This is a genomic window from Pseudomonas sp. 10B238 (assembly GCF_000970615.1).
In the GTDB taxonomy this organism is placed as follows: domain Bacteria; phylum Pseudomonadota; class Gammaproteobacteria; order Pseudomonadales; family Pseudomonadaceae; genus Stutzerimonas.
In genome coordinates, this window is the sequence record NZ_KQ033938.1 from 15,455 (window position 1) to 35,482 (window position 20,028).

General features: G+C 61.2%; 15 protein-coding genes and 1 pseudogene. 5 read left to right on the forward strand and 11 right to left on the reverse strand.

Annotation, left to right across the window (positions count from 1 at the left end; genetic code table 11):
* Positions 1–160 precede the first annotated feature (160 nt).
* The 3 genes from RT21_RS17480 to RT21_RS17490 all read left to right on the forward strand — a co-directional run bounded on the left by RT21_RS17480 (position 161) and on the right by RT21_RS17490 (position 5,455).
* Positions 161–2,608 carry an acyl-CoA dehydrogenase gene (locus RT21_RS17480; protein ID WP_046163745.1) on the forward strand — a complete coding sequence of 816 codons (2,448 nt, stop codon included), beginning with the start codon at positions 161–163 and terminating at the stop codon, positions 2,606–2,608.
* 292 nt (positions 2,609–2,900) lie between these two features.
* Positions 2,901–3,308, forward strand: coding sequence for a PA2817 family protein (locus RT21_RS17485; RefSeq protein ID WP_046163746.1), 408 nt, complete (start codon positions 2,901–2,903; stop codon positions 3,306–3,308).
* An 836-nt stretch (positions 3,309–4,144) separates the two neighbouring features.
* Positions 4,145–5,455 carry an MFS transporter gene (locus RT21_RS17490; RefSeq protein ID WP_046163747.1) on the forward strand — a complete coding sequence of 437 codons (1,311 nt, stop codon included), beginning with the start codon at positions 4,145–4,147 and terminating at the stop codon, positions 5,453–5,455.
* A 132-nt stretch (positions 5,456–5,587) separates the two neighbouring features.
* Here RT21_RS17490 and arfB read toward each other — a convergent pair whose 3' ends face one another.
* Positions 5,588–6,001 carry an alternative ribosome rescue aminoacyl-tRNA hydrolase ArfB gene (gene arfB, locus RT21_RS17495; protein WP_045428199.1) on the reverse strand — a complete coding sequence of 138 codons (414 nt, stop codon included), beginning with the start codon at positions 5,999–6,001 and terminating at the stop codon, positions 5,588–5,590.
* A gap of 136 nt (positions 6,002–6,137) precedes the next feature.
* Here arfB and RT21_RS17500 point away from each other — a divergent pair, with 136 nt between their 5' ends.
* Positions 6,138–7,178, forward strand: coding sequence for a metal-dependent hydrolase (locus RT21_RS17500; RefSeq protein ID WP_046163748.1), 1,041 nt, complete (start codon positions 6,138–6,140; stop codon positions 7,176–7,178).
* Here the strand turns inward: RT21_RS17500 and RT21_RS17505 are convergent.
* From RT21_RS17505 to RT21_RS17535, 8 genes and pseudogenes are all read right to left on the reverse strand, one after another.
* A complete protein-coding gene (locus RT21_RS17505; protein WP_046163749.1) occupies positions 7,165–8,493 on the reverse strand; it encodes an APC family permease in 1,329 nt (442 codons plus the stop codon). The genes RT21_RS17500 and RT21_RS17505 overlap by 14 nt on opposite strands.
* A 181-nt stretch (positions 8,494–8,674) precedes the next feature.
* Positions 8,675–9,547 carry a methyl-accepting chemotaxis protein gene (locus RT21_RS24465; RefSeq protein WP_371263624.1) on the reverse strand — a complete coding sequence of 291 codons (873 nt, stop codon included), beginning with the start codon at positions 9,545–9,547 and terminating at the stop codon, positions 8,675–8,677.
* Positions 9,533–10,624 (reverse strand): annotated as a pseudogene (locus tag RT21_RS24470) (methyl-accepting chemotaxis protein); the annotation flags it as partial. The gene RT21_RS24465 and the pseudogene RT21_RS24470, both read right to left, overlap by 15 nt.
* 159 nt (positions 10,625–10,783) lie before the next feature.
* A complete protein-coding gene (locus RT21_RS17515) occupies positions 10,784–12,565 on the reverse strand; it encodes an ABC transporter ATP-binding protein (RefSeq protein ID WP_046163751.1) in 1,782 nt (593 codons plus the stop codon).
* A complete protein-coding gene (locus RT21_RS17520) occupies positions 12,558–13,190 on the reverse strand; it encodes a DsbA family protein (protein ID WP_046163752.1) in 633 nt (210 codons plus the stop codon). The genes RT21_RS17515 and RT21_RS17520 overlap by 8 nt, the downstream gene beginning before the upstream one ends.
* 58 nt (positions 13,191–13,248) lie before the next feature.
* On the reverse strand, positions 13,249–14,184 hold the full coding sequence (locus tag RT21_RS17525; RefSeq protein ID WP_046163753.1) for an oxygen-dependent tRNA uridine(34) hydroxylase TrhO: 936 nt from the start codon (positions 14,182–14,184) through the stop codon (positions 13,249–13,251).
* Between the two features lie 134 nt (positions 14,185–14,318).
* The gene (locus RT21_RS17530) at positions 14,319–14,618 is read right to left on the reverse strand and encodes a BolA family protein (protein ID WP_046163754.1); all 300 of its coding nucleotides are present in this window, start codon (positions 14,616–14,618) and stop codon (positions 14,319–14,321) included.
* A 13-nt stretch (positions 14,619–14,631) separates the two neighbouring features.
* A complete protein-coding gene (locus RT21_RS17535; RefSeq protein WP_046163836.1) occupies positions 14,632–15,141 on the reverse strand; it encodes a DUF2059 domain-containing protein in 510 nt (169 codons plus the stop codon).
* Positions 15,142–15,289: 148 nt separating this feature from the next.
* Here RT21_RS17535 and RT21_RS17540 point away from each other — a divergent pair, with 148 nt between their 5' ends.
* Positions 15,290–16,681: a class II fumarate hydratase gene (locus tag RT21_RS17540; protein WP_046163755.1), complete on the forward strand. Its 1,392-nt coding sequence runs from the start codon at positions 15,290–15,292 to the stop codon at positions 16,679–16,681.
* 394 nt (positions 16,682–17,075) lie between these two features.
* Here RT21_RS17540 and RT21_RS17545 read toward each other — a convergent pair whose 3' ends face one another.
* The gene (locus RT21_RS17545) at positions 17,076–18,260 is read right to left on the reverse strand and encodes a thiolase family protein (protein ID WP_046163756.1); all 1,185 of its coding nucleotides are present in this window, start codon (positions 18,258–18,260) and stop codon (positions 17,076–17,078) included.
* 138 nt (positions 18,261–18,398) lie between these two features.
* Positions 18,399–19,880, reverse strand: a complete 1,482-nt coding sequence (gene pap, locus RT21_RS17550) for a polyphosphate:AMP phosphotransferase (protein WP_046163757.1) — start codon at positions 19,878–19,880, stop codon at positions 18,399–18,401.
* Positions 19,881–20,028: the final 148 nt, after the last annotated feature.

Genomic DNA, 20,028 nt, shown 5'->3' on the forward strand with positions numbered 1-20,028 from the left:
CTGGCGAATAAACAGGGTCGCGCGGAGCGGTCACATTCGAACTCCCCTGTTGCAGTCCGGTCATTATCTGAAACCAAACGCGTCGCCCTGTCCCTTCACCCTGCACTCCTCGAAAGCCTATGCTCAAGAAGGACGCCATTCGACTAACAAGGAAAACCACATGACCCTGCTCTGGCTGCTCGTGTTACTCATCGGCATCGCCGTGATCGCTCACTTACGGGTTTCCCCCGCCCCCGCGCTGGCTATCGTTGCGGCTTATCTGGTTCTTATGGGCGCGGCCGAGGAGACGCCGGCCTGGCTGATGGTCATCCTCTGGCTGGTGCTGATTGCCTTCGCGGTGCCTTTACTGGTGGCCGATCTGCGCATCAAGTATTTCAGCGGCCCCATGTTCGACTGGTTCAAGAAGGTCCTGCCGCCTATCTCCGACACCGAGCGTGATGCCATTGACGCTGGCACGGTCTGGTGGGACGGACAGTTGTTCAGCGGCAAACCGGATTGGGACGTGCTGCTCGGCTATCCAAAGGCGGTGCTTACCGAGGAAGAACAAGCCTTCGTCGATGGTCCGACGGAAACCCTATGCGCCATGGTCAGCGACTGGGAGATCGGCCAGCGCATGGACCTCCCTCAGGAAGCGTGGGATTACATCAAGGCAGAAGGCTTCTTTGCGCTCATCATTCCCAAGGAATACGGCGGCAAAGGCTTTTCAGCCTACGCCCACTCACAGATCGTCATGAAGCTGGCCACCCGCAGCGGCGACCTGGCGACCACCGTAATGGTGCCGAACTCTCTCGGCCCGGCCGAGCTGTTGATGCACTACGGCACCGACGAGCAGCGCAACCATTACCTGCCACGTCTGGCCAATGGCACTGACATACCCTGCTTCGCCCTGACCGGGCCCTACGCCGGCTCCGACGCCGGCGCGATGAACGACAGTGGCGTGATCTGTCGCGGCCAATGGGAAGGCGAAGAAGTGCTCGGGCTGCGTCTGAACTGGGAGAAGCGCTACATCACCCTCGGTCCGGTCGCCACGCTACTCGGTGTCGCCTTCAAGACTTACGACCCGGAGCACCTGCTAGGGGACGAGGAAGAACTGGGCATCAGCCTGGCGCTGATTCCGACCGATACCGCTGGCGTCGAAATCGGCCGCCGTCACCTGCCCCTTGGCGCCGCGTTCATGAACGGCCCGAACTGGGGTAAAGATGTGTTCGTGCCTCTGGAAGCGATCATTGGCGGGCGCGACATGATCGGCAAAGGCTGGATGATGCTGATGAACTGCCTCTCGGTCGGGCGTTCGATTTCACTACCGGCTACCGGTGCCAGTGCGGCCAAAACCTGCAGCTACGTCAGCGGGCGATACGCGCAGATCCGCGAGCAATTCAACGTACCGCTGTCAGCATTCGAAGGTATCCAGGAACCGCTTGCGCGAATCGGCGGCAATGCCTGGTTGATGGACAGCGCGCGGATTCTGACCGCCAACGCGGTCGACCTGGGAGAAAAGCCGTCGGTGCTTTCGGCCATCCTCAAATATCACCTCACCGAGCGCGGCCGCGAGTGCATAACCGACGCCATGGATATCCACGGCGGCAAGGGCATCATCATGGGACCGAACAACTACCTCGGCCGCATGTGGTTGTCGGCGCCCATTTCGATTACGGTCGAAGGGGCAAATATTCTCTCGCGTAACCTGATGATCTTCGGCCAAGGCGCAATCCGCTGCCATCCATTCGTGCTTCGCGAAATGGAGCTGGTTCATGAGCCTGACCGCGATGCTGCCATCAAGAAGTTCGATACGCTGCTGATGCAGCACATCGGTTTCGCCGTCAGCAACACGGCTAGCACACTGGTACTTGGCCTGACCTTCGGACTGTTCGGGAAGGCGCCGGGCAACGAACTGACCCGCCCGTATTTCCGTTCCCTAGATCGGATTGCAGCGGCGTTCGCCATGCTCGCCGACCTGTCCATGATGTTGCTCGGCGGCGAGCTCAAGCGCCGTGAACGGCTCTCGGCGCGCCTGGGTGATGTGCTCAGCCACCTGTATCTGGCATCCGCAGCGCTCAAGCGTTACCACGACCTTGGTCATCCGGCTGAGCAAGCGCCGCTACTGCGCTGGGCGATGGAAGACTGCCTGTGCAAAGCCGAGCAAGCCCTCGCCGACACGCTGTCAAACTTCCCCAACCGCCTGCTTGGCGGTCTATTGAAGGTATTGGTGTTTCCCTTTGGCGCTCGCCACAAAGGACCGTCAGATGAGCTGGATACCGAAGTCGCTGGCATTCTCGGGCGCCCGGAAGGCGATCCCGCCTTGGAGCAGATCCTGGAGGGCGTTTACCGTCCACAGGGTAGCGACGAAGCCTTGGGGGCGCTACGAGACGCGTTCGACACCCTGGCGGCCGCGCAGCCACTGCAGAAGAAGCTGCACAAAGCGCTCAAGGCGGGCGATTTCAAGCCCACTGCAGGCGAGGATCCGATCAGCGCCGCCCTCGCGGCTGGCGTACTGGATGCCGCCGAAGCGCAGCAGCTCACCGCTGCAGAGGCGGCACGCCGGAAGGTCATCAGCGTGGATGATTTCGACAAGGAGCCGTTGGAGCTAACCGAAGGCAAGGTTCGCTAGCAACTGCTGGCGACTCGTTTACTACCGACCCGATGGTCTCTGCCAAGCGTCGCGCGCAACACGCGGCGCTTGGCAAGCCACCGTTCCAACCGATGTCTGTCGTCCTGGAGGCAGCACCGTCAGCTAATGCCTGCTCCACGTGCGAGCGCCCCGCCTTCTTCAAGGCACGTGACCCCGCCGCAGCAATCCGACCTGCGTACCGAACCCAGTCCCATGGCTCGAGTCAACTAGACACGTCCCCAATTAACCCGCGCACCTCTATAATCGCGCGCCCAATCGACTCAGGTGAACCATGGCCAACCCTTATCACGATCACAACCTGGCGCTTCTGGCCCATCTGCGTGGCATCCTGCTTGCCATGGGTGAAACCGAACAGGTTTCGGAAGAAAGCCATGCGTTGTTTCTCGAGCGGTTCGACGAGCTGATCATGAACCTTCAGAACGTGCCGGAAGAACGGCACATGGGCCAAGACATGATCTGCCAGGTCTTTCACCGCTACCCGCAGATTGCACATCTGGTTCCGCGTGATCTGCTCTGGTACTTCGGCGGCGACTGCCTTCACTTCATGCCGGACGAAGAGATCGAAATCTTCCAGCGGCTGGAAGAGCGTCGCTATGAAGCGGAGCAGAACGACGAACCGTTCGACTGGAATATGGAAAGACAACTCATGAGCATGCCGGAAGAGAGCCCACGGCACTGAACCGCTAGCAGTCGTTCGGCGTCCCGTAAGACGGGGCCTACTACTGCCGGGAAGGGTTAGCGCCCCCTTGGTGCCACCCTTCCCAGCTGCCGCTTAGAGTGCTCGACCCGAGCTGGTTAAGGCTGGTTGGCGGCCACGGCAGCCATGTTCGATCTGCACCGAATTCAGCCCAGACGCCCTAGACATCGGCCACGGCGCCACTCGCCGCACTGCTGTGATGGTTTCGGTCTTGCCGGCCGCCGCCAGTTATCGCTGCGCATCTGGCTTTCAAGTTTCGAAGTCGTGTGCCGGATGATCGAAGCCGGCGTCCGCAGCATCCCGAATCGGCTGTATTCCGACATAGCGGTACCATGCGGCAGCGTTGGTGACGCAGGGCTAACCCTCGGCAGTTCGCGAGCGCAGCATTCCGGTTTACGAAATGGATCGACCCGGCCAACGCTGGACGGCGTGACGCTTGTGAAAAGCCCGCCAAATTGCTGTGCATCGTCCAAACGCCCTGCTCGGTAATGCGCGGGCATTGGTCGCGGGGATGATGCCGGGACAAAACGGAAACTTTGGGCCAAGCTTGTAGCTCAGCGTTTGTGTTTGGCTGACCAGAGCGTCACTCAGCACGGCCGGGGGTACCGGTTTCAGGCTGGACGAGCAGCCGACACGGGCGCTTCAAGGAAATTCCGCTTCGTTTTGAATCCTCGGCCAAAGATGCTGCCCAAGCTGCATAGGCCAATGCGTCGACAATCAGATACTCAAGTGATTCAGTCACTTATGGATATAACGGTACGCCGCCCGCGACATGGCAGCCTGCCTTCACGGATAAATTTGCTCAAGGTTGTTTTGTTATGACGTCGTTACTAGCCCCCATCAGCTCGCTGCTGGGTGGAGTTGCATTTCTCCTGCTCGGCCATGGATTGCTGAACACGCTGCTGACGCTGCGCGGCATCGAAGAAGGCTACTCCACTGGGTTGATCGGCCTGCTGATGTCCGGCTACTTCGCCGGGTTTCTCGTCGGCACTTGGCTGGCGCCTTCGCTTATCCGGCGCATCGGCCACATCCGGACCTTCGCTTTCTACGCCGCCCTTGCCTCGATCGCCGTGCTGCTTCACGTGTTGATCGTGAATCCATGGGTGTGGTTGGTGCTGCGCGTGATGTATGGCGTCGCCCTGGTCACGCTGTACATGGTTATCGAAAGCTGGCTCAACGCGCAGGTCAGTGGAGAAAAACGCGGTCAGGTGTTTGCGCTGTACATGGCCGTCAACCTTGGCTCGCTGGCCGCCGCTCAGCAATTGCTGAGCCTGGACAGCCCCATGAACTTCACGCTTTTTGCGCTGGCTGCAATCTTGATCTGCGCCGCGCTGATGCCGATTACCCTGACACGCCAGGCACAACCCGCGCAGCCCGACATGCCGGCGACCGACCTGTTGCAGTTGGCTCGAATCGCCCCGCTGCCGCTGATGGCCGCCGGGATCTCCGGCCTGACGCTTGGAGGATTCTGGGGGCTGGCGCCGGTCTACGCCTCGCAGAGCGGTTTCGACGCCTCGGGCGTAGGTCTGCTGATGAGTATCACCATTCTCGGGGGTGCCGTTCTGCAATGGCCCATCGGGCTGTTTTCCGATAAGCATGATCGTCGACTGGTCTTGCTCTGGGTTGTGGCAATCGCTGCGGTGATTGGCGGTCTGATTACCCCCCTGACCTCCGGCCCCCTGCTGCTGGGGATGATGTTCGTCTGGGGTGGTCTGGCGTTTTCCATCTATTCGATCGCCGTGGCTCAGATGGTTGACCAGCTGCACCCGGACGAGATCCTGTCGGGCTCCAGCGGCCTGTTGCTGGCAAACGGTTTCGGCGCGGCCTTTGGCCCGGTGATAGCAGGCGGCCTGATGAGCTTTTTCGGACCCAAGGCGCTGCCGGTGTTCTTCGCGGTTACCCTGGCGTTTCTGGCCCTCTATTCCTACTTCCGCTCGCGCCGCGTATTCGATCTGGTAACCGAGCCGCACGGCCATTTCACACCGATGTTGCGCACCAGCCATACCGTGCTCGAGTTGATGCCCGATACGCCGGAGGGCGAGATCGCCGAGGCGGACATCCTCGACGAAGGCCAGCAGCCCGTCGACGAAGAAGAGGCCGTCGAACCGCGGACCGGCACGCATTCTTAGGCGAGCGATGCTGGGCTGATCCTGGCGTTCGCTACATTGTTGAGCTCTTAGCGACTCGCGATTACAGGTTTGCAGGGCAAGCCCGAACCAGGCGAGTCGTGTCTGCCAGCGGTGCAATGCCGCTGGCAGGTCTCAGAAATCCACTTTGCCACGCCCAGCCTTGATCGCACCGCGCTTGGTCTTGCCTTCCAGGCGCCGTTTTTTCGAGCCCAGCGTGGGACGCGTTGGGCGACGCGCTTTTTCCACTTTCGTCACGCTACGGATGATCTCGGCCAGACGCTCCAAGGCATCGGCGCGATTCTGCTCCTGAGTCCGGTACTGCTGCGCCTTGATCACGATTACACCGTCACTGGTGATGCGACTGTCGCGCAGCGCCAGCAAGCGCTCCTTGTAGAACGGTGGCAATGACGACGCGTTGATATCGAAGCGCAAGTGCAACGCACTGGACACCTTGTTGACGTTCTGCCCGCCGGCACCCTGGGCGCGGATGGCGGTCAGTTCGATCTCGCTGTCGGCTAGCTGCACATTGCTGGATATGTCGAGCATCGGTCCTTCAACAATCGGGATGGAAAGGTCATTGTCCACAACCGGAGCGTTGCGGACATGTTTTTATATGATTTGGAGCCGCTACGGGTCAGCCGGTTCGGCTACCGTAGCGCACTCGAAACAGATGGAACCCTGCATGGACTCGATAACCCAAGCCCTTCTCGGCGCCACGGTTCAGGCATCAATGTTGGGCCGTTGGCAAGGCCGCAAGGCCCTGCTCTATGGTGCAGTGCTCGGCACGCTGCCCGACCTTGACGTGGTCATCGATTATGGCGATGCAATTGCCGACATGACCTATCACCGAGGCTTCAGCCACTCACTCTTCGTGCTCAGCACGCTGGCCGTTGTGCTGGCCTGGCTGGCGCGACGAATACGACCTGATCCGGCTTACAGCGGTATGCGCCTGTTCCTCACGGTCTGGCTGGTGCTGGTGACGCATGTGTTGCTGGACGCCTTCACCAGTTATGGCACCCAGCTATTCTGGCCGCTGGCCACACCGCCGGTGGCCTGGTCCAGCGTATTTATCATTGACCCTCTCTACAGCATCCCGTTGCTGTTGGTGGTGTTGGTCGGTGCCATTGCGGGGTTGAAGGGTCGCAGCCCCCGTTTGGCGGGTGTCGCGCTGGCGTTGTCGACGGCGTATCTCGGCTTCACCCTGACAGGCAAGCAAATGGCCGAGCAGCGCGTGGAAACGGTGATGGCGGAGCAAGACATTCAGGCGAGTCAGATATTCAGCACACCGACACCGTTCAACAGCCTGCTATGGCGGGTCATCGTCATCGGCGATGATCGCTACCATGAAGCGCTGGTGAGCTGGTTCGATGACCGACCACCCGAACTGGTAGCCATTCCACGTGGCAAACGGCTCGCCGCGGTACTGAGCGAGTCGCCGCAGCATGCTCGTTTGCAATGGTTCACGGGCGGCGTGTTGCGCTACGACGAAGTTGCGGGCCAGCTGTTGGTAACCGACGTGCGCCTCGGCATGACCGGCTTCCACCCCTTCCGCTTCGCCCTGGCCGAGCGAAACAGCGCTGACTGGAGGCTGATCCCTTTTGTCGACCGACTCCCAGCCGAACGCGGCGATATGAGCCGACTCAAGCAGATCTGGCAGCGCATCTGGCATCAACAGCCGGGGCTGCCCTTGGCTGAATGGGCCGCTGAGCTCAATCGACGCTAACCGCCGCGCGCCCTTTACGCCAATGCCCGATTCCATAGAGCAAGGCACCCAGCGCCATCAACAACCCGGCACGCAACCAGGTGCCGGCGCCTTGCTGGGACAGCAACACCAGACAGGAGAGGATCGCCAGGACAGGCAGAAGGGTAGGCGTGCGAAAATGCGGCGCGTCGATCTTGTCCTTGCGCAACACCAGCACCGCGACATTGGTGCTCATGAATACGAACAACAGCAATAGCACTACTGTCTCCGCCAAGGCTGTCAGCGTACCGGTTACGGTCAGAATCATCGCTAACAATGTGGTCAGCACGATTGCCAGCCAAGGCGTGCGCCGTTCAGGCAGTACGCGGGTCAGAACAGAGGGCAGCAGCCCCTCGTCGGCCATACCGTAGGCCAACCGGCTGGACATGATCATGGTGAGCAGCGCGCCATTGGCGACCGCCACTAGCGCTACCGCCGCGAATAGCCAGTGCGGAACGGCATAACCGGTGGCGCGCACCACGTCGAGCAAGGGTGCGGATGATTCCGCCAAGGCCGCTGGCGGAAGTATCGCCGTGGCTGCGATACCAACCCCCACGTAGACCAGCCCCGCCACCAACAACGCACCGAACAGCGCGCGCGGATAGTTGCGGCGCACATCTTTGACCTCTTCGGCCACGTTGGCTGACACCTCGAAGCCGACAAATGAATAGAAAGCGATCAGCGCCGCGCCAAGTACGGCGATCGCAGGCGACACGCCAGGCGCGAACTCCAATACCCGCGACGGCTCGCCCTGCCCGCTCATAAGGAAGCGTGCGGCCAGCACCACCACGAACAACAGGCCGGACACTTCGATCACTGTCATTACCGTGTTGGCTCCCAGCGACTCCTTGATGCCACGAGCGTTCAGCAGCGCAACGATCGCCAGAAACACCAGCGCAGTCGGCACCGCCGGGGTGTCGAGAAAGGCACCGAGGTAATCGCCAGCAAACGCCAGGGACAATCCCGCCGCGCTTGTCACACCCGCAGCCAACATGCAAAAGCCCACCAGAAAGGACACCAATGGCTTGCCAAATGCCCGCTCGGCGAACACCGCCGCGCCGCCAGCCTTTGGATATTTAGTGACCAGCTCTGCATAAGACGCCGCGGTGAGCATGGCGAAACCCAGCGCGACCACCAGCGGCACCCAGACCGCCCCGCCCGCTTCACCAGCAATCTTGCCGACCAGCGCATAAACGCCGGCACCCAGCACGTCACCGAGGATGAACAGAAACAGCGCTGGGCCAGTGATCGCCTGCTTCAGCCGGGACTCGCCCGCAGCGAATACGTTGGTTTTCATCGTTGGGCAGCCTCGATTTCGAGGCAGAAACCGGCGAGCGACAAGGCGTTCAATCTTCTTCTCCCGAGCATGCAGCCGCAGCCGCGTCACCTTTCTAGATAGGTGGAGTCTCGCTGGAGTTCAGCGCTATAAACGACAAAGCCCCGGCAAGAACCGGGGCTTTGGGGTTGCAGAGAAAAACTCAGGTGCGGAAGCGCGCCACCAGCCCTTGCAGTTCGACGCCCAGGCGCGCCAGCTCAGCACTGGCCGCGGCGGTCTGCTCGCTGCCGCTGGCGCTTTGCTCGCCAATGTCGCGAACACGGGTCACGCTCTCGGAGATGTTCTCAGCGACGGCGCTCTGCTGCTCGGCTGCCGCCGCGATCTGCTGGTTCATCTGCTCGATGGTCGAAACCGACTCGGTGATGCGACCCAGCGCGATGCCTGCTTCGCTGGCCAGGTCGACGGTGCGTTGGGTCAGGTTACGGCTGGTCTGCATTTGCTCAACGGCCTTTTGCGCTACGCGCTGCAGGTTGGCGATCAGGCCTTCGATTTCCTCCGTGGAGTCGTGGGTGCGGCGAGCCAGGGCGCGGACCTCATCAGCCACCACGGCGAAACCGCGGCCCTGTTCACCGGCGCGGGCGGCTTCGATCGCCGCGTTGAGTGCGAGCAGGTTGGTCTGTTCAGCCACCGCACGAATCACTTCCAACACGGTGCCGATACGACCGCTTTCGGTATTCAGCTCTTCGATGGCATGAGCGGAATGTTCGACCTCGCCAGACAAGCTGCCGATCTGACCGATAGCCTCCTGAACGACGCGATCGCCCTGGCGCGCCTGCTGGTCGGCCTCGCGGGCTGCATGCGATGCCTGCTCGGCGTTTTGTGCTACTTCCTGAACGGTCGCTGCCATCTCGTGCATGGCGGTAGCGACCTGTTCAGTCTCGACCCGCTGCTTCTGGACGCCAGCACTGGTCTGCGCCGTCACCGCGGACAACTGCTCCGCGGCGGTAGCAATCTGACCGACACCACTGCCGATGCGGCCGATCAAGGTGCGCAGGCTCTCAGTCATGTCGGACATCGCTTTCTGCAGCTGGCCGAGTTCGTCGCGACGGGTCACCTTCTGCGACTGGGTCAGGTCGCCCTCGGCCACGCGCTGCGCCAGCTGTACGGTGTAGCGCAGCGGTACGACGATCATGCGGGAGATCGCCGTCGCGGCCACCAGCCCAATTACCACGGCCAGAACGCTGATGATTCCGAGCCACGTGTAGGCACTGCGGCGCTGCTCCTGCATGGCCTCGGTCGCACCCGCCAATGCCTGATCGGCCGTATCCAGGATGCGCTGAGCCTGGCCCACCATCGCTTGCTCGAGCGCGATGCGCTCGGCGCGGTTGTTGCGGAACTCACCAAACGCCTGCTGATAGGCCGCTAGAGCGTTGAGCGCACCATCCATGGTGGCTTTCTGCTCGTCGTTGAGCCAGGTTTTCAGACTGCTGCCGATGGTGGTCACGTCCGCATAGGACTCGTTCCAGCTGTCCACCGCGGCTTGCGCGCTATGGGCGATGAACATGCTTTCGAAGGTACGCAGATCGAGGATGCGCTTGGTCAGCCCGGACGCCGCTTCGGCGATGGTCAGCGGGTCGCTGCCCTTCAAGTGGTCACCTTCCAGACGCAATACGCGCACGGCGTCGTACATATCCAGTTCGATGTATTCAAACTCTTCACGGCTTTTTTGTGCGGCATCGGCCATACGCTCGCGAAGCGCCACACCTTTGCTGATCAGCTCACCGTACTGAGTGAAATTATCGGCATAGACGGCCGCATCGCTGCGAATCTGCTGCAGCTTCTGCTGGTCTTCTTCAGACGAGCTTTGCGCAAGCTCGTCCAGCTCTTGATTGAGCTTGGCCAGCGTGCTGCGCAAGGCCGCGGCGGATTCGTCACTGCGAGTCAGTGCAAAGTCGCGCTCCAGGCCACGGGCTTCCAGAATCGCAGCGTTGATCCGTAACAGCTGATTCATCTGATATGAGCGATTCAGGATCGAGTCCACGGCGTAAAAGCCGGTCCCGGCGACACCCAAAGTCAGCAGCAGGACCATGGCGAAGCCGAGCAGCAGCTTCTTGCCGACGGAAAGGTTGGCGAAAAAATCGACGGATTGCATCAGAGAATCCCTAAAAAGTAAGCGCGCTTATGGAGTCGGCAGGTTGCGACTAAAGTTGAATGCGAAAGCGTCGCAATTTAATCAGGAATTGACGTCAATTTGCCAGCGCGCACTGAGCCGGCTGGCACTGCGCGCTCAGGGTTGTGCCCGATGCCAGCCTCAATGTTGCTGAAGATGCCCGTAAAGCTTGGCGTAGAGCCCGCCGTCAGCAATCAGCTGCTGGTGATCGCCCTGCTCCGCAATGCGCCCGCCGTCAAAAACGAGCACCCGATCGGCCTGTTTCACCGCCGACAAACGGTGAGCGATGATCAGTGTCGTGCGCCCTTGCAGGAAGCGGTTGAGTCCCTGATGCAAGGCATACTCGGTGGCGGCATCCAGAGCCGACGTAGCTTCATCAAGGATGACCACTTTGGGCTCAGCCAGCACCATGCGCGCCACCGCCAGTCGTTGTCGTTGTCCCCCTGAGAGGCGAACACCGGAACGACCAACGATGCTGTCCAGTCCGGCTGGCAGCTGCCGGATCGTGTCGGCCAACTGAGCTATTTCCAGCGCACGCCAGCATGCCTGATCGTCCCGTTCGCGCCCCATCAGCAGATTAGCGCGCACCGTGTCGTTGAACAGGGCCGGATGCTGCAGCACTACGGCGACGTTGTCGCGAACCGTTGGCAGCCCGATATCCTGCACCTCGACCCCTGCATAACGAATATGTCCGGCCTGCGGCTGATAGAGCCCCAACAGCAACTGCACCAGGGTGCTCTTGCCGCCGCCGCTGGCACCGACGATAGCCACCTTCTCACCCGCCCCGATGGACAAATCCAGCCCTTCCAGGACCGGCTCATCCTGATAGGAGAAACGCAGCCCCTGGACTTGAATGTCGACGGTATCGCGGCCAACGAACGGATCCTGACCACCGGGATATTGCGGCTCGTCGGCACGCGCCAGCAGCTGGTTGATGCGGCTTAGCGCACCGCCCGCCGCGTAGAAGGCGTACTGCAGATTGAGCAGCTGCTCCACCGGGCCGATCATGAACCACAGGTAGCTGAACACCGCGAGCATCTGTCCGATAGACAGGTCCGAAAACAGCACCGTGATCATGGCCGCGGCACGAAAGATGTCGATACCGAACTGGAACAGCAGCCCACTGGCGCGATTGGAGGCGTCTGTCTTCCACTGCGAGGCCACCGCGAAATCGCGCACTTCCCGCGCCCGCAGGCCGAGGCGTCCGAGAAAGAACCCCTGGCGGTTACCGGCGCGCACTTCCTGAATCGCATCTAGCGTTTCGGTGAGCGCCTGGGTAAATAACGACGTGCTGTCGTTCTCCAGCTTCTTCAGGTGTTTGACGCGCTTGCCCAGCTGCACCGTGGCGTAGATCACCAGAGGATTGAACAGCAGGATCAACAGCGCCAGCTGCCAATGCATCCAGAGGAGGATCGCTGCCGTACCGGCAATGGACAACACGGCGACCAACAGCCGGCTGAGGGTCTCGCCGATGAATTTATCGATAGTCTCGAGATCGGTGACCAGATGTGCCGCAACGGTCCCTCCACCCAGGCTTTCGTATTCGCTCAGCGCAATACGCTTGAGCCGCTCGATCAGCCGTACACGGATGCGATAGACCAGATCCTTCGATAATCGGGCAAACAGACGCGCCTGCAGAACGTTGAAAATCAGAGCCGATGCGCGCAGCAACAGCGTTATGCAAAGCATCAGGCCGATATAGCCTACGGCGGTCTGCCACTCCGCCGGAAGAAAGTTGTTCATGACCTCCAGGGCTGCGTCGCCCTGCTTCAACAGCACCTCGTCGACCAGCAACGGCAACAACAAGGGAATCGGCACACTGCACAGCGTCGCCAGCACCGCGACCAGATTGGCCAGCACCAGGGCTTTGCGATGGTGAAGGGCGAGGCGGCGGATTTCGGCCCAGCTGAGCTGATCAGGCATTGATATTGTGATCCAGCCAGCGCGCCAGCAGCGGTGATAGCGCTTCGAGCGGTTGGAATCCGTTCGTCACCAATGCTAGCTGGCCATCGTGTTCAGCCAGCAAGGTAGGAAACCCCGCGATACCAAGATTGCGCGACCACTCGAAGTCCGCAACGGTGGCATCACGTGCGGCCTGGGAATCGAAGCGGTCGGCGAACTCGATACGCGGAATTCCAGCGGTCTCGGCCAGCTCGACAAGTTCCGGAGGCAGCGTGACGTTGCGCCCCTCAACGTAGAAGGCCCGCTGGATCAGCCCAGCGAGTCGCCACGCGGCTTGGCTGTCGAGATCACGTGCAGCAACCAGCGCACGGCAAGCCGGCTCGGTATCGTAGACCAGCCCGTCGGGCAAGCCCGCCTCGAAGTTGAAAGGCTGGCCGCTCGCCTCATGTACTGCGTGCCAGTAGGAGGCAGTTCGGTCACGAGCGGCTTGATCCATCGCGGTACGTTCCTGGCGCAACCCACCAGCCACTAGCTCCGAACCCACCCCGCGCGCCTGGGCCTGTTCGATCAGTGCCTGCACGACCGGCGCGAAGCCCCAGCACCATGAGCACATCGGGTCCATCACATAGATCAGTCGGCTGCTCATCGGCGCTCCGGTTCTATCAGGGTAAAGCGCGTGTAGCGCGCTTCATGGCTGTACTCGGTTACACACCCGCCTTGCGATAGTTGTAGCCAATGGGGTGTGGCTGGTTGCGCTCGAGCGCCAGTTCGATCTGCTTCTGCCGCTCACGCGCACTATGACGCGTCTTCTCGCTGAGGTTATCCCAGCAGTGGGGGCAGCTGATGCCTGGAGCGTAGTGCTCCGATTGGCGGTCCTCCAGCGAGATCGGTGTACGGCAGGCGTGGCATTGGTCGAAGTCGCCCTCGGTGAGGTCATGACGGACGGTCACCCGGTTGTCGAACACGAAGCAGTCGCCGCGCCAGCGCGTTTCTGCTTGCGGCACTTGTTCGAGGTATTTCAGGATGCCGCCCTTGAGGTGATAAACCTCCTCGAAGCCCTCGCCAAGCATGTAGCTGGAAGCCTTCTCGCAGCGGATGCCTCCGGTGCAGAACATCGCGACCTTCTTGTGCTTGGCCGGGTCGTAGTGCGCCTTGATGTAATCGGGAAACTCGCGGAAGGATTTGGTTTGCGGGTCGATTGCGCCTTCGAAGGTACCGATGGCCACTTCGTAGTCGTTGCGGGTATCGATCAACAGCACTTCCGGATCTTCGATCAGCGCATTCCAGTCCTTCGGATCGACGTAGGTGCCGACGCGCTGGTTGGGATCGACGCCGGGCACCCCCAGGGTGACGATTTCCTTCTTCAGCTTGACCTTGGTGCGGTAGAAGGGCTGCTCGTCGCAGTAGGATTCCTTGTGATCGATGTCGGCCAGGCGGGCATCAGTCCCGAACCAGGCGAGCAAGGCATCGATCCCTTCACGGCTGCCGGACACAGTGCCGTTGATGCCTTCTTCGGCCAGCAACAGCGTGCCTTTGATGCCGTTGGCATCGAGGGTTTCGAGCAGGGGTTCACGCAACGCGACGTAGTCCGGCAGAGAGACGAACTTGTACAGCGCCGCAACGACGATCTTCTGGGTCATGCGGGTACTTCCTCCAGTGGTCGCCCACGCAAAGGGCGGACCGGGAATGCGAAAACGACAACGCCGGCGTGAGCCGGCGCGGCGCGCATTCTAGCAACAAATCTTGATCAGGCCTAAAGCCGCCAGACAGCTTGTTATTTGTGCCCCCCGGCACAGACCGGTGACGCAGGCGCGACGCCCTGCTCGGTCCACTCTTCCGGGGTGTAGGTGTGCAGTGCCAGGGCGTGAATCTGTTGCATGAGATCGCCCATTGCAGCGTAGGCGCGCTGGTGGCGCTTGACCGCATTCAGGCCGGCGAACTGCTCGCTGACGATCACCGCCTTGTAATGGGTTTCCTGGCCGCGGCTGTGCGTGTGGCTTTCGTCCAGCACTTGCAGATGCTGAGGTTGCAGTGCGCTTTGCAGCGTCTGTTCGATGGATTCGAGTTTGGACATCCGGGCGGCTCCGTCAGGGCTTTTTCTGAGTATCGAGTTCGGCAGTCATCTCTGCCAGCAGCTTGTTGACCTGGGGCACAGCGCTTTGCAGCTTGGCCTGGGTAACCTGCGCCGAACGCGCATTCAGCTCCGGCAGTTTGGTCAGCATCTTCTTGCCAAGCGCCGACTCGTAGAAGTCGTTCAACTGGCTGAGCTCCTGCTCGGTGAAGGTTTCGGTATAGAGCGTGATCAGGTCCGGCTTGACCTGCTCCCAGCCGATGGCCTTGTCCAGCGCAGCATCGGCCTTCGATTGGTAGCGTTCGAGCAGTGCGCGCTTGCTCGCGGGCGCTTGGGTCTGCTCGAAGCGCTCGGCGAACATCTGCTGCACCTGGGCATACACCGGCACAGCGAGTCGATCAGCGTTGACCAGCTCCAGGAAACGCTCGGCTTGGGCCTGGTGACCCGCACTGTCAGCGTTGGCCTGGCCGCTGAGGAGCGCCATCGACAGAACGCTACAAAGGCCGAATGTACGAAGAATGTGCATGAGATGATCCTTGGCGATCGTTAAGTGAGCCTCAATGGACACATTCTGCGCGCGGAGTTCCCGGCGCTCAAGGAACAGCTGCAGGCCAGATTGAACCTGTGCCCACAGCCAGCAACCTAACAGGGATACCTCATCGATGGAGCACGGCATGACACGCACCGAAACCGACAGCCTGGGTCCAGTGGAAGTCCCGGAACAGGCTTACTGGGGCGCCCAGACACAGCGCTCGCTGATCAATTTCGCCATCGGCGACCAGCGCATGCCCCTTGCCGTCTGCCATGCGCTGGCGCTGATCAAGAAAGCCGCGGCGCGGGTCAACGACCGCATAGGCGATCTACCGCCGGACATCGCGCGTCTAATCGAACAGGCCGCCGACGAAATACTCCACGGCCAGCACGACGATCAGTTTCCTCTGGTGGTCTGGCAGACGGGCAGCGGCACCCAGAGCAACATGAACGTCAACGAGGTTATTGCCGGGCGCGCCAATGAACTGGCCGGCGGAGCACGTGGCGGCAAGAGCCCGGTGCACCCCAACGACCACGTCAACCGCGCACAGAGCTCCAACGATTGCTTCCCCACCTCCATGCACATCGCCGTTGCGCGAGCGATCCAAGACGATCTGTTGCCCGCCATCGCCGAGCTGTCTGGCGGCATCGCCGAACAGGCGGCACGCTATGGTCAGCTGGTCAAAACCGGGCGCACCCACATGATGGATGCAACCCCCGTGACCTTCGGCCAGGAGTTGTCGGCCTTCGTGGCCCAGCTGGATATCGCCGAACAGGCAATTCGACACTCGCTGCCCGCCGTTTACGAACTGGCCCAGGGCGGCACCGCAGTGGGCACTGGTCTCAACGCCCCGCATGGCTTCGCCGAAGCGATTGCTGCTGAACTGGCGGCACTCTCCGGTCTTCCGTTCGTGTCTGCGCCGAACAAGTTTGCCGCCCTTTCCGGCCATGAGCCGCTGGTCGCACTCTCCGGCGCCCTGAAAACATTGGCCACGGCGCTGATGAAAATCGCCAACGACCTGCGGCTGCTCGGCTCGGGCCCGCGCGGTGGTTTCGCCGAAGTGCGTTTGCCAGCCAATGAGCCGGGCAGCTCGATCATGCCAGGCAAGGTCAACCCGACGCAGTGCGAGGCATTGTCCATGCTTGCCTGCCAGGTGATGGGCAACGACGTGACGGTCGGCTTCGCCGCGAGCCAGGGCCATCTACAGCTCAATGTGTTCAAGCCGGTGATCGTGCACAACATGCTCGAATCGATCCGACTGCTGGCCGATGGTTGCCGCAACTTCAACGCGCATTGCATCGTCGGCCTCGAGCCGGACGCGGCACGCATGGCCGAGCATCTGGAGCGGGGGCTGATGCTGGTGACAGCACTGAACCCGCACATCGGTTACGACAAGGCGGCCGAGATCGCCAAGAAGGCCTATGCCGAAGGCACTACCTTGCGCGAAGCGGCACTGGCGCTCGGCTATTTGACCGATGAGGAGTTCGACCAGTGGGTGCGACCTGAAACCATGCTGGAGTCCAGCCGCAGCTGAGCTGAGGTAGCAACCTAGCCGCGGGGTGGTGGGCTGAAGCCCACCCTACGGGCCTCAGTGGCCAGACTGTGGCAATAAAAAACCCGCGCCAAGCGCGGGTTTTTATCTATCTAGCTGACTGCTTCCGCCATATATACGGTGGGCTGAAGCCCACCCTACAGGCCAGGTTACGTCGTAGGGTGGGCTTCAGCCCACCGAAAACTTCACCGCAGAGCAACTCAGTCGTCTCTGGCACATGCTGCACCTTTGCATCGCTAGCCTGGAGCCAGACGCAGACCGGATAGCCTGGCGCACGAGCTGAAGCCCAGCCAAGGAGCGACCAGATAATGATCAGGCATGAAAAACCCGCGCCATCTGGCGCGGGTTTCTATTAGGCGTCCCTGCGACGACTGCTTCAGCGCACGGCTTCGAACAGCCCAGACGCACCCATTCCGCCACCAACGCACATGGTAACGACTCCATAACGCAGGTTGCGGCGTTGCAGCTCGCGAACCAGATGGCCCGCGGTGCGCGAACCGGTCATGCCGAATGGGTGGCCGATCGAAATCGAGCCGCCATTGACGTTGAACTTCTCATTGTCGATTTCCAGCGTATCGCGGCAATACAGGCACTGCGAGGCAAAGGCTTCGTTGAGCTCCCAGAGATCAATGTCGTTGACCTGCAGCCCTCGGGCCTGCAGCAGGCGCGGCACCGAGAACACCGGGCCGATACCCATCTCTTCCGGTTCACACCCGGCCACGGTGAAGCCTCGGAAGAAGGCACGCGGCTTGAGGCCCAGTTCGATGGCCTTGTCCAGGCTCATGACCAAGGTCATTGAGGCGCCGTCGGACAGCTGCGAAGCGTTGCCAGCGGTCACCGAACCATCATCGGCGAACACAGGTTTGAGACCCGACAGGCTTTCCAGTGTGGTGTCCGGGCGGTTGCAGTCGTCACGATCGACCACGCCTTCATGCTCGGTGCGCTCACCGGCGTTCTTGTCCTCGGTGAAGTAGCGAACGTTCATCGGAACGATCTCATCGTCAAACAGGCCTTCCGCCTGAGCTCGTGCAGTGCGCTGCTGGCTCTGCAGGGAGTAGATGTCCTGCTGTTCACGGGTGACGTTGTAGCGGCGCGCAACCAGCTCGGCGGTCTGGCCCATGCTGTGATATAGACCCGGCACCCGCTCTTGCAAAACCGGGTTGAAGAGGTTATCGCTGTTGCGGCTCTTGGCCGTCATGGTGATCGACTCGACGCCACCGGCAACGATGATGTCGCTGCAGCCGGAAGCGATCTGATTGGCCGCGATGGCAATGGACTGCAAGCCGGACGAGCAGAAGCGATTGAGTGTCATGCCCGCGCACTGGATGCCCAGGTTCGACAGCACCGCCACGTTACGACCGATGTTGTAGCCCTGTGCGCCCTCGTTGGAGCCGGCACCGACGATGCAGTCCTCTACCAGCTTTGGGTCCAGCCCGTTACGCGACAGCAGCGCGTTGACGCAATGAGCCGCCATGTCGTCAGGACGGGTCATGTTGAACTTGCCGCGGAAGGACTTGGCCAGGCCGGTCCGTACGCTGTCGACGATCACTACTTCACGCATGGCATACCTCGAATGGTTGGGCGGCCGCTGCGGCGGCCGGCCTGTTGACGATGGACCGAGCATAGTTCCGGCCCTTCACCAAAGGCGACGAACATTCAGCAGGGATATGGCTGGCCATTGTCCGCCGTTCCTTGAAACTCAGCTGATCGCTTCTTCCAGCGCGTCGTTGAGCGTGCGCAATACCTTGACCCGGGCAAAGCGCTTGTCGTTGGCCTCAACCAACGTCCAGGGCGCAATTTCGGTGCTGGTGCGATCGACCATGTCCGCCACGGCATTGCTGTAGTCGTCCCATTTTTCGCGATTGCGCCAGTCTTCCTCGGTGATCTTGAAGCGTTTGTGCGGCGTATCTTCCCGCTCCTTGAAACGCTCCAGCTGCGTTTGTTTGTCGATGGAGAGCCAGAACTTGACCACCACTACGCCTGCGTCGACCAGCTGTTCCTCGAACTCGTTTATCTCGGTATAGGCCCGCAGCCACTCGTCTGGCGAGCAGAAGCCCTCGACACGCTCGACCAGCACGCGGCCGTACCAGGATCGATCGAAAATGATGAACTGCCCGCGCGCCGGGACGTTGCGCCAGAATCGCCACAACCATGGCTGCGCCAGTTCGTCCTCGCTGGGCGCGGCGATTTGTATGGTGCGATACAGCCGCGGATCCAGCGCACCCGTGACCCGGCGAATGGCGCTGCCCTTGCCCGCCGCGTCGTGGCCCTCGAACAGGGCCAGCACCCCACGCTTGCGCAGCCGCGGATCACGCAGCAGCTGACTCAGCCTTGCCTGTTCATGTCCCAGCTGCTCTTTGTAATGGTCCTTGCTGAGCGATTGCTGCATGTCGAGACTGCCAAGCAGGCTCGCCTGATCGAGCTTCAGCTCGATCGTCGCCGTGTGCGGCTGCGAGAGCGGTTGGTCCGCAGCGTCCAGCGCAGCATTGAGCCCCTCGAGCAGCAACCGGCCGGCGGTCAGGCTGCGGTATCGTTCGTCGCTGCCCTCGATGACGTACCAGGGTGCAAAGTCCCGGCTGCTGCGGCGCAGGATCAATTCACCGTGCTTGACGAACCGGTCGTAGGTTTTCGACTGCTGCCAATCCAGCGGGCTGATGCGCCAGCTGTGCAGCGGATCATCCTTTAGCGACTCAAGGCGCTGCAGCATGCGGTCCTTGGACAGGTGAAACCAGAATTTGAAGATCAGCGTGCCTTCAGCGCAGAGCATGCGTTCGAACCGCTGAGCACGGTCGATCGCCAGCTCCAGCTCAGCTTTCTTAATGCGCCCATGGACCCGGTCCTCCAGCAACTTGCTGTACCAGTTACCGAAAAAGATACCGGTCTGTCCTTTCGGGGGCAGGCGACGCCAGTAACGCCAGGCGGGCGGATGCGAGAGTTCTTCGTCGGTCGGCACATCGAAGCTGTCGACCCGGATTAGCCGCGGGTCCATCCACTCGCTGAGCAACTTGATCGTTTCGCCTTTTCCGGCACCCTCGATGCCATTAATCAGGATAAGCACTGGAAACCGCGCCTGCTCTTTGAGGCGGTACTGCGCTTGCAGCAACGCTTCACGCAGAACGGGCACTTCTTTGTTGTAGGTGTCCTTGTCGATGGTGTGGCCGATTTCTGCGGACTCGAACATCGTGTACTCCAAGAATGGATGCTGTGATGAACCCTAGCAGGCCAAGGTAGCTGCAGTACTGATGCAGCTCCGTCTGTTAGCGCATGGTGCGCTGGCCTGCGCGCTTACCGATGCGACAAAGCGCGCCCGCAGCAGGTTTCGCGCTGCT

Coding starts and splice junctions, on each gene's coding strand:
- RT21_RS17480 (WP_046163745.1), top strand. CDS start 161: ATGACCCTGCTCTGGCTGCTCGTGTTACTCATCGGCATCGCCGTGATC.
- RT21_RS17485 (WP_046163746.1), top strand. CDS start 2,901: ATGGCCAACCCTTATCACGATCACAACCTGGCGCTTCTGGCCCATCTG.
- RT21_RS17490 (WP_046163747.1), top strand. CDS start 4,145: ATGACGTCGTTACTAGCCCCCATCAGCTCGCTGCTGGGTGGAGTTGCA.
- arfB (WP_045428199.1), bottom strand. CDS start 6,001: ATGCTCGACATATCCAGCAATGTGCAGCTAGCCGACAGCGAGATCGAA.
- RT21_RS17500 (WP_046163748.1), top strand. CDS start 6,138: ATGGACTCGATAACCCAAGCCCTTCTCGGCGCCACGGTTCAGGCATCA.
- RT21_RS17505 (WP_046163749.1), bottom strand. CDS start 8,493: ATGAAAACCAACGTATTCGCTGCGGGCGAGTCCCGGCTGAAGCAGGCG.
- RT21_RS24465 (WP_371263624.1), bottom strand. CDS start 9,547: ATGTCCGACATGACTGAGAGCCTGCGCACCTTGATCGGCCGCATCGGC.
- RT21_RS17515 (WP_046163751.1), bottom strand. CDS start 12,565: ATGCCTGATCAGCTCAGCTGGGCCGAAATCCGCCGCCTCGCCCTTCAC.
- RT21_RS17520 (WP_046163752.1), bottom strand. CDS start 13,190: ATGAGCAGCCGACTGATCTATGTGATGGACCCGATGTGCTCATGGTGC.
- RT21_RS17525 (WP_046163753.1), bottom strand. CDS start 14,184: ATGACCCAGAAGATCGTCGTTGCGGCGCTGTACAAGTTCGTCTCTCTG.
- RT21_RS17530 (WP_046163754.1), bottom strand. CDS start 14,618: ATGTCCAAACTCGAATCCATCGAACAGACGCTGCAAAGCGCACTGCAA.
- RT21_RS17535 (WP_046163836.1), bottom strand. CDS start 15,141: ATGCACATTCTTCGTACATTCGGCCTTTGTAGCGTTCTGTCGATGGCG.
- RT21_RS17540 (WP_046163755.1), top strand. CDS start 15,290: ATGACACGCACCGAAACCGACAGCCTGGGTCCAGTGGAAGTCCCGGAA.
- RT21_RS17545 (WP_046163756.1), bottom strand. CDS start 18,260: ATGCGTGAAGTAGTGATCGTCGACAGCGTACGGACCGGCCTGGCCAAG.
- pap (WP_046163757.1), bottom strand. CDS start 19,880: ATGTTCGAGTCCGCAGAAATCGGCCACACCATCGACAAGGACACCTAC.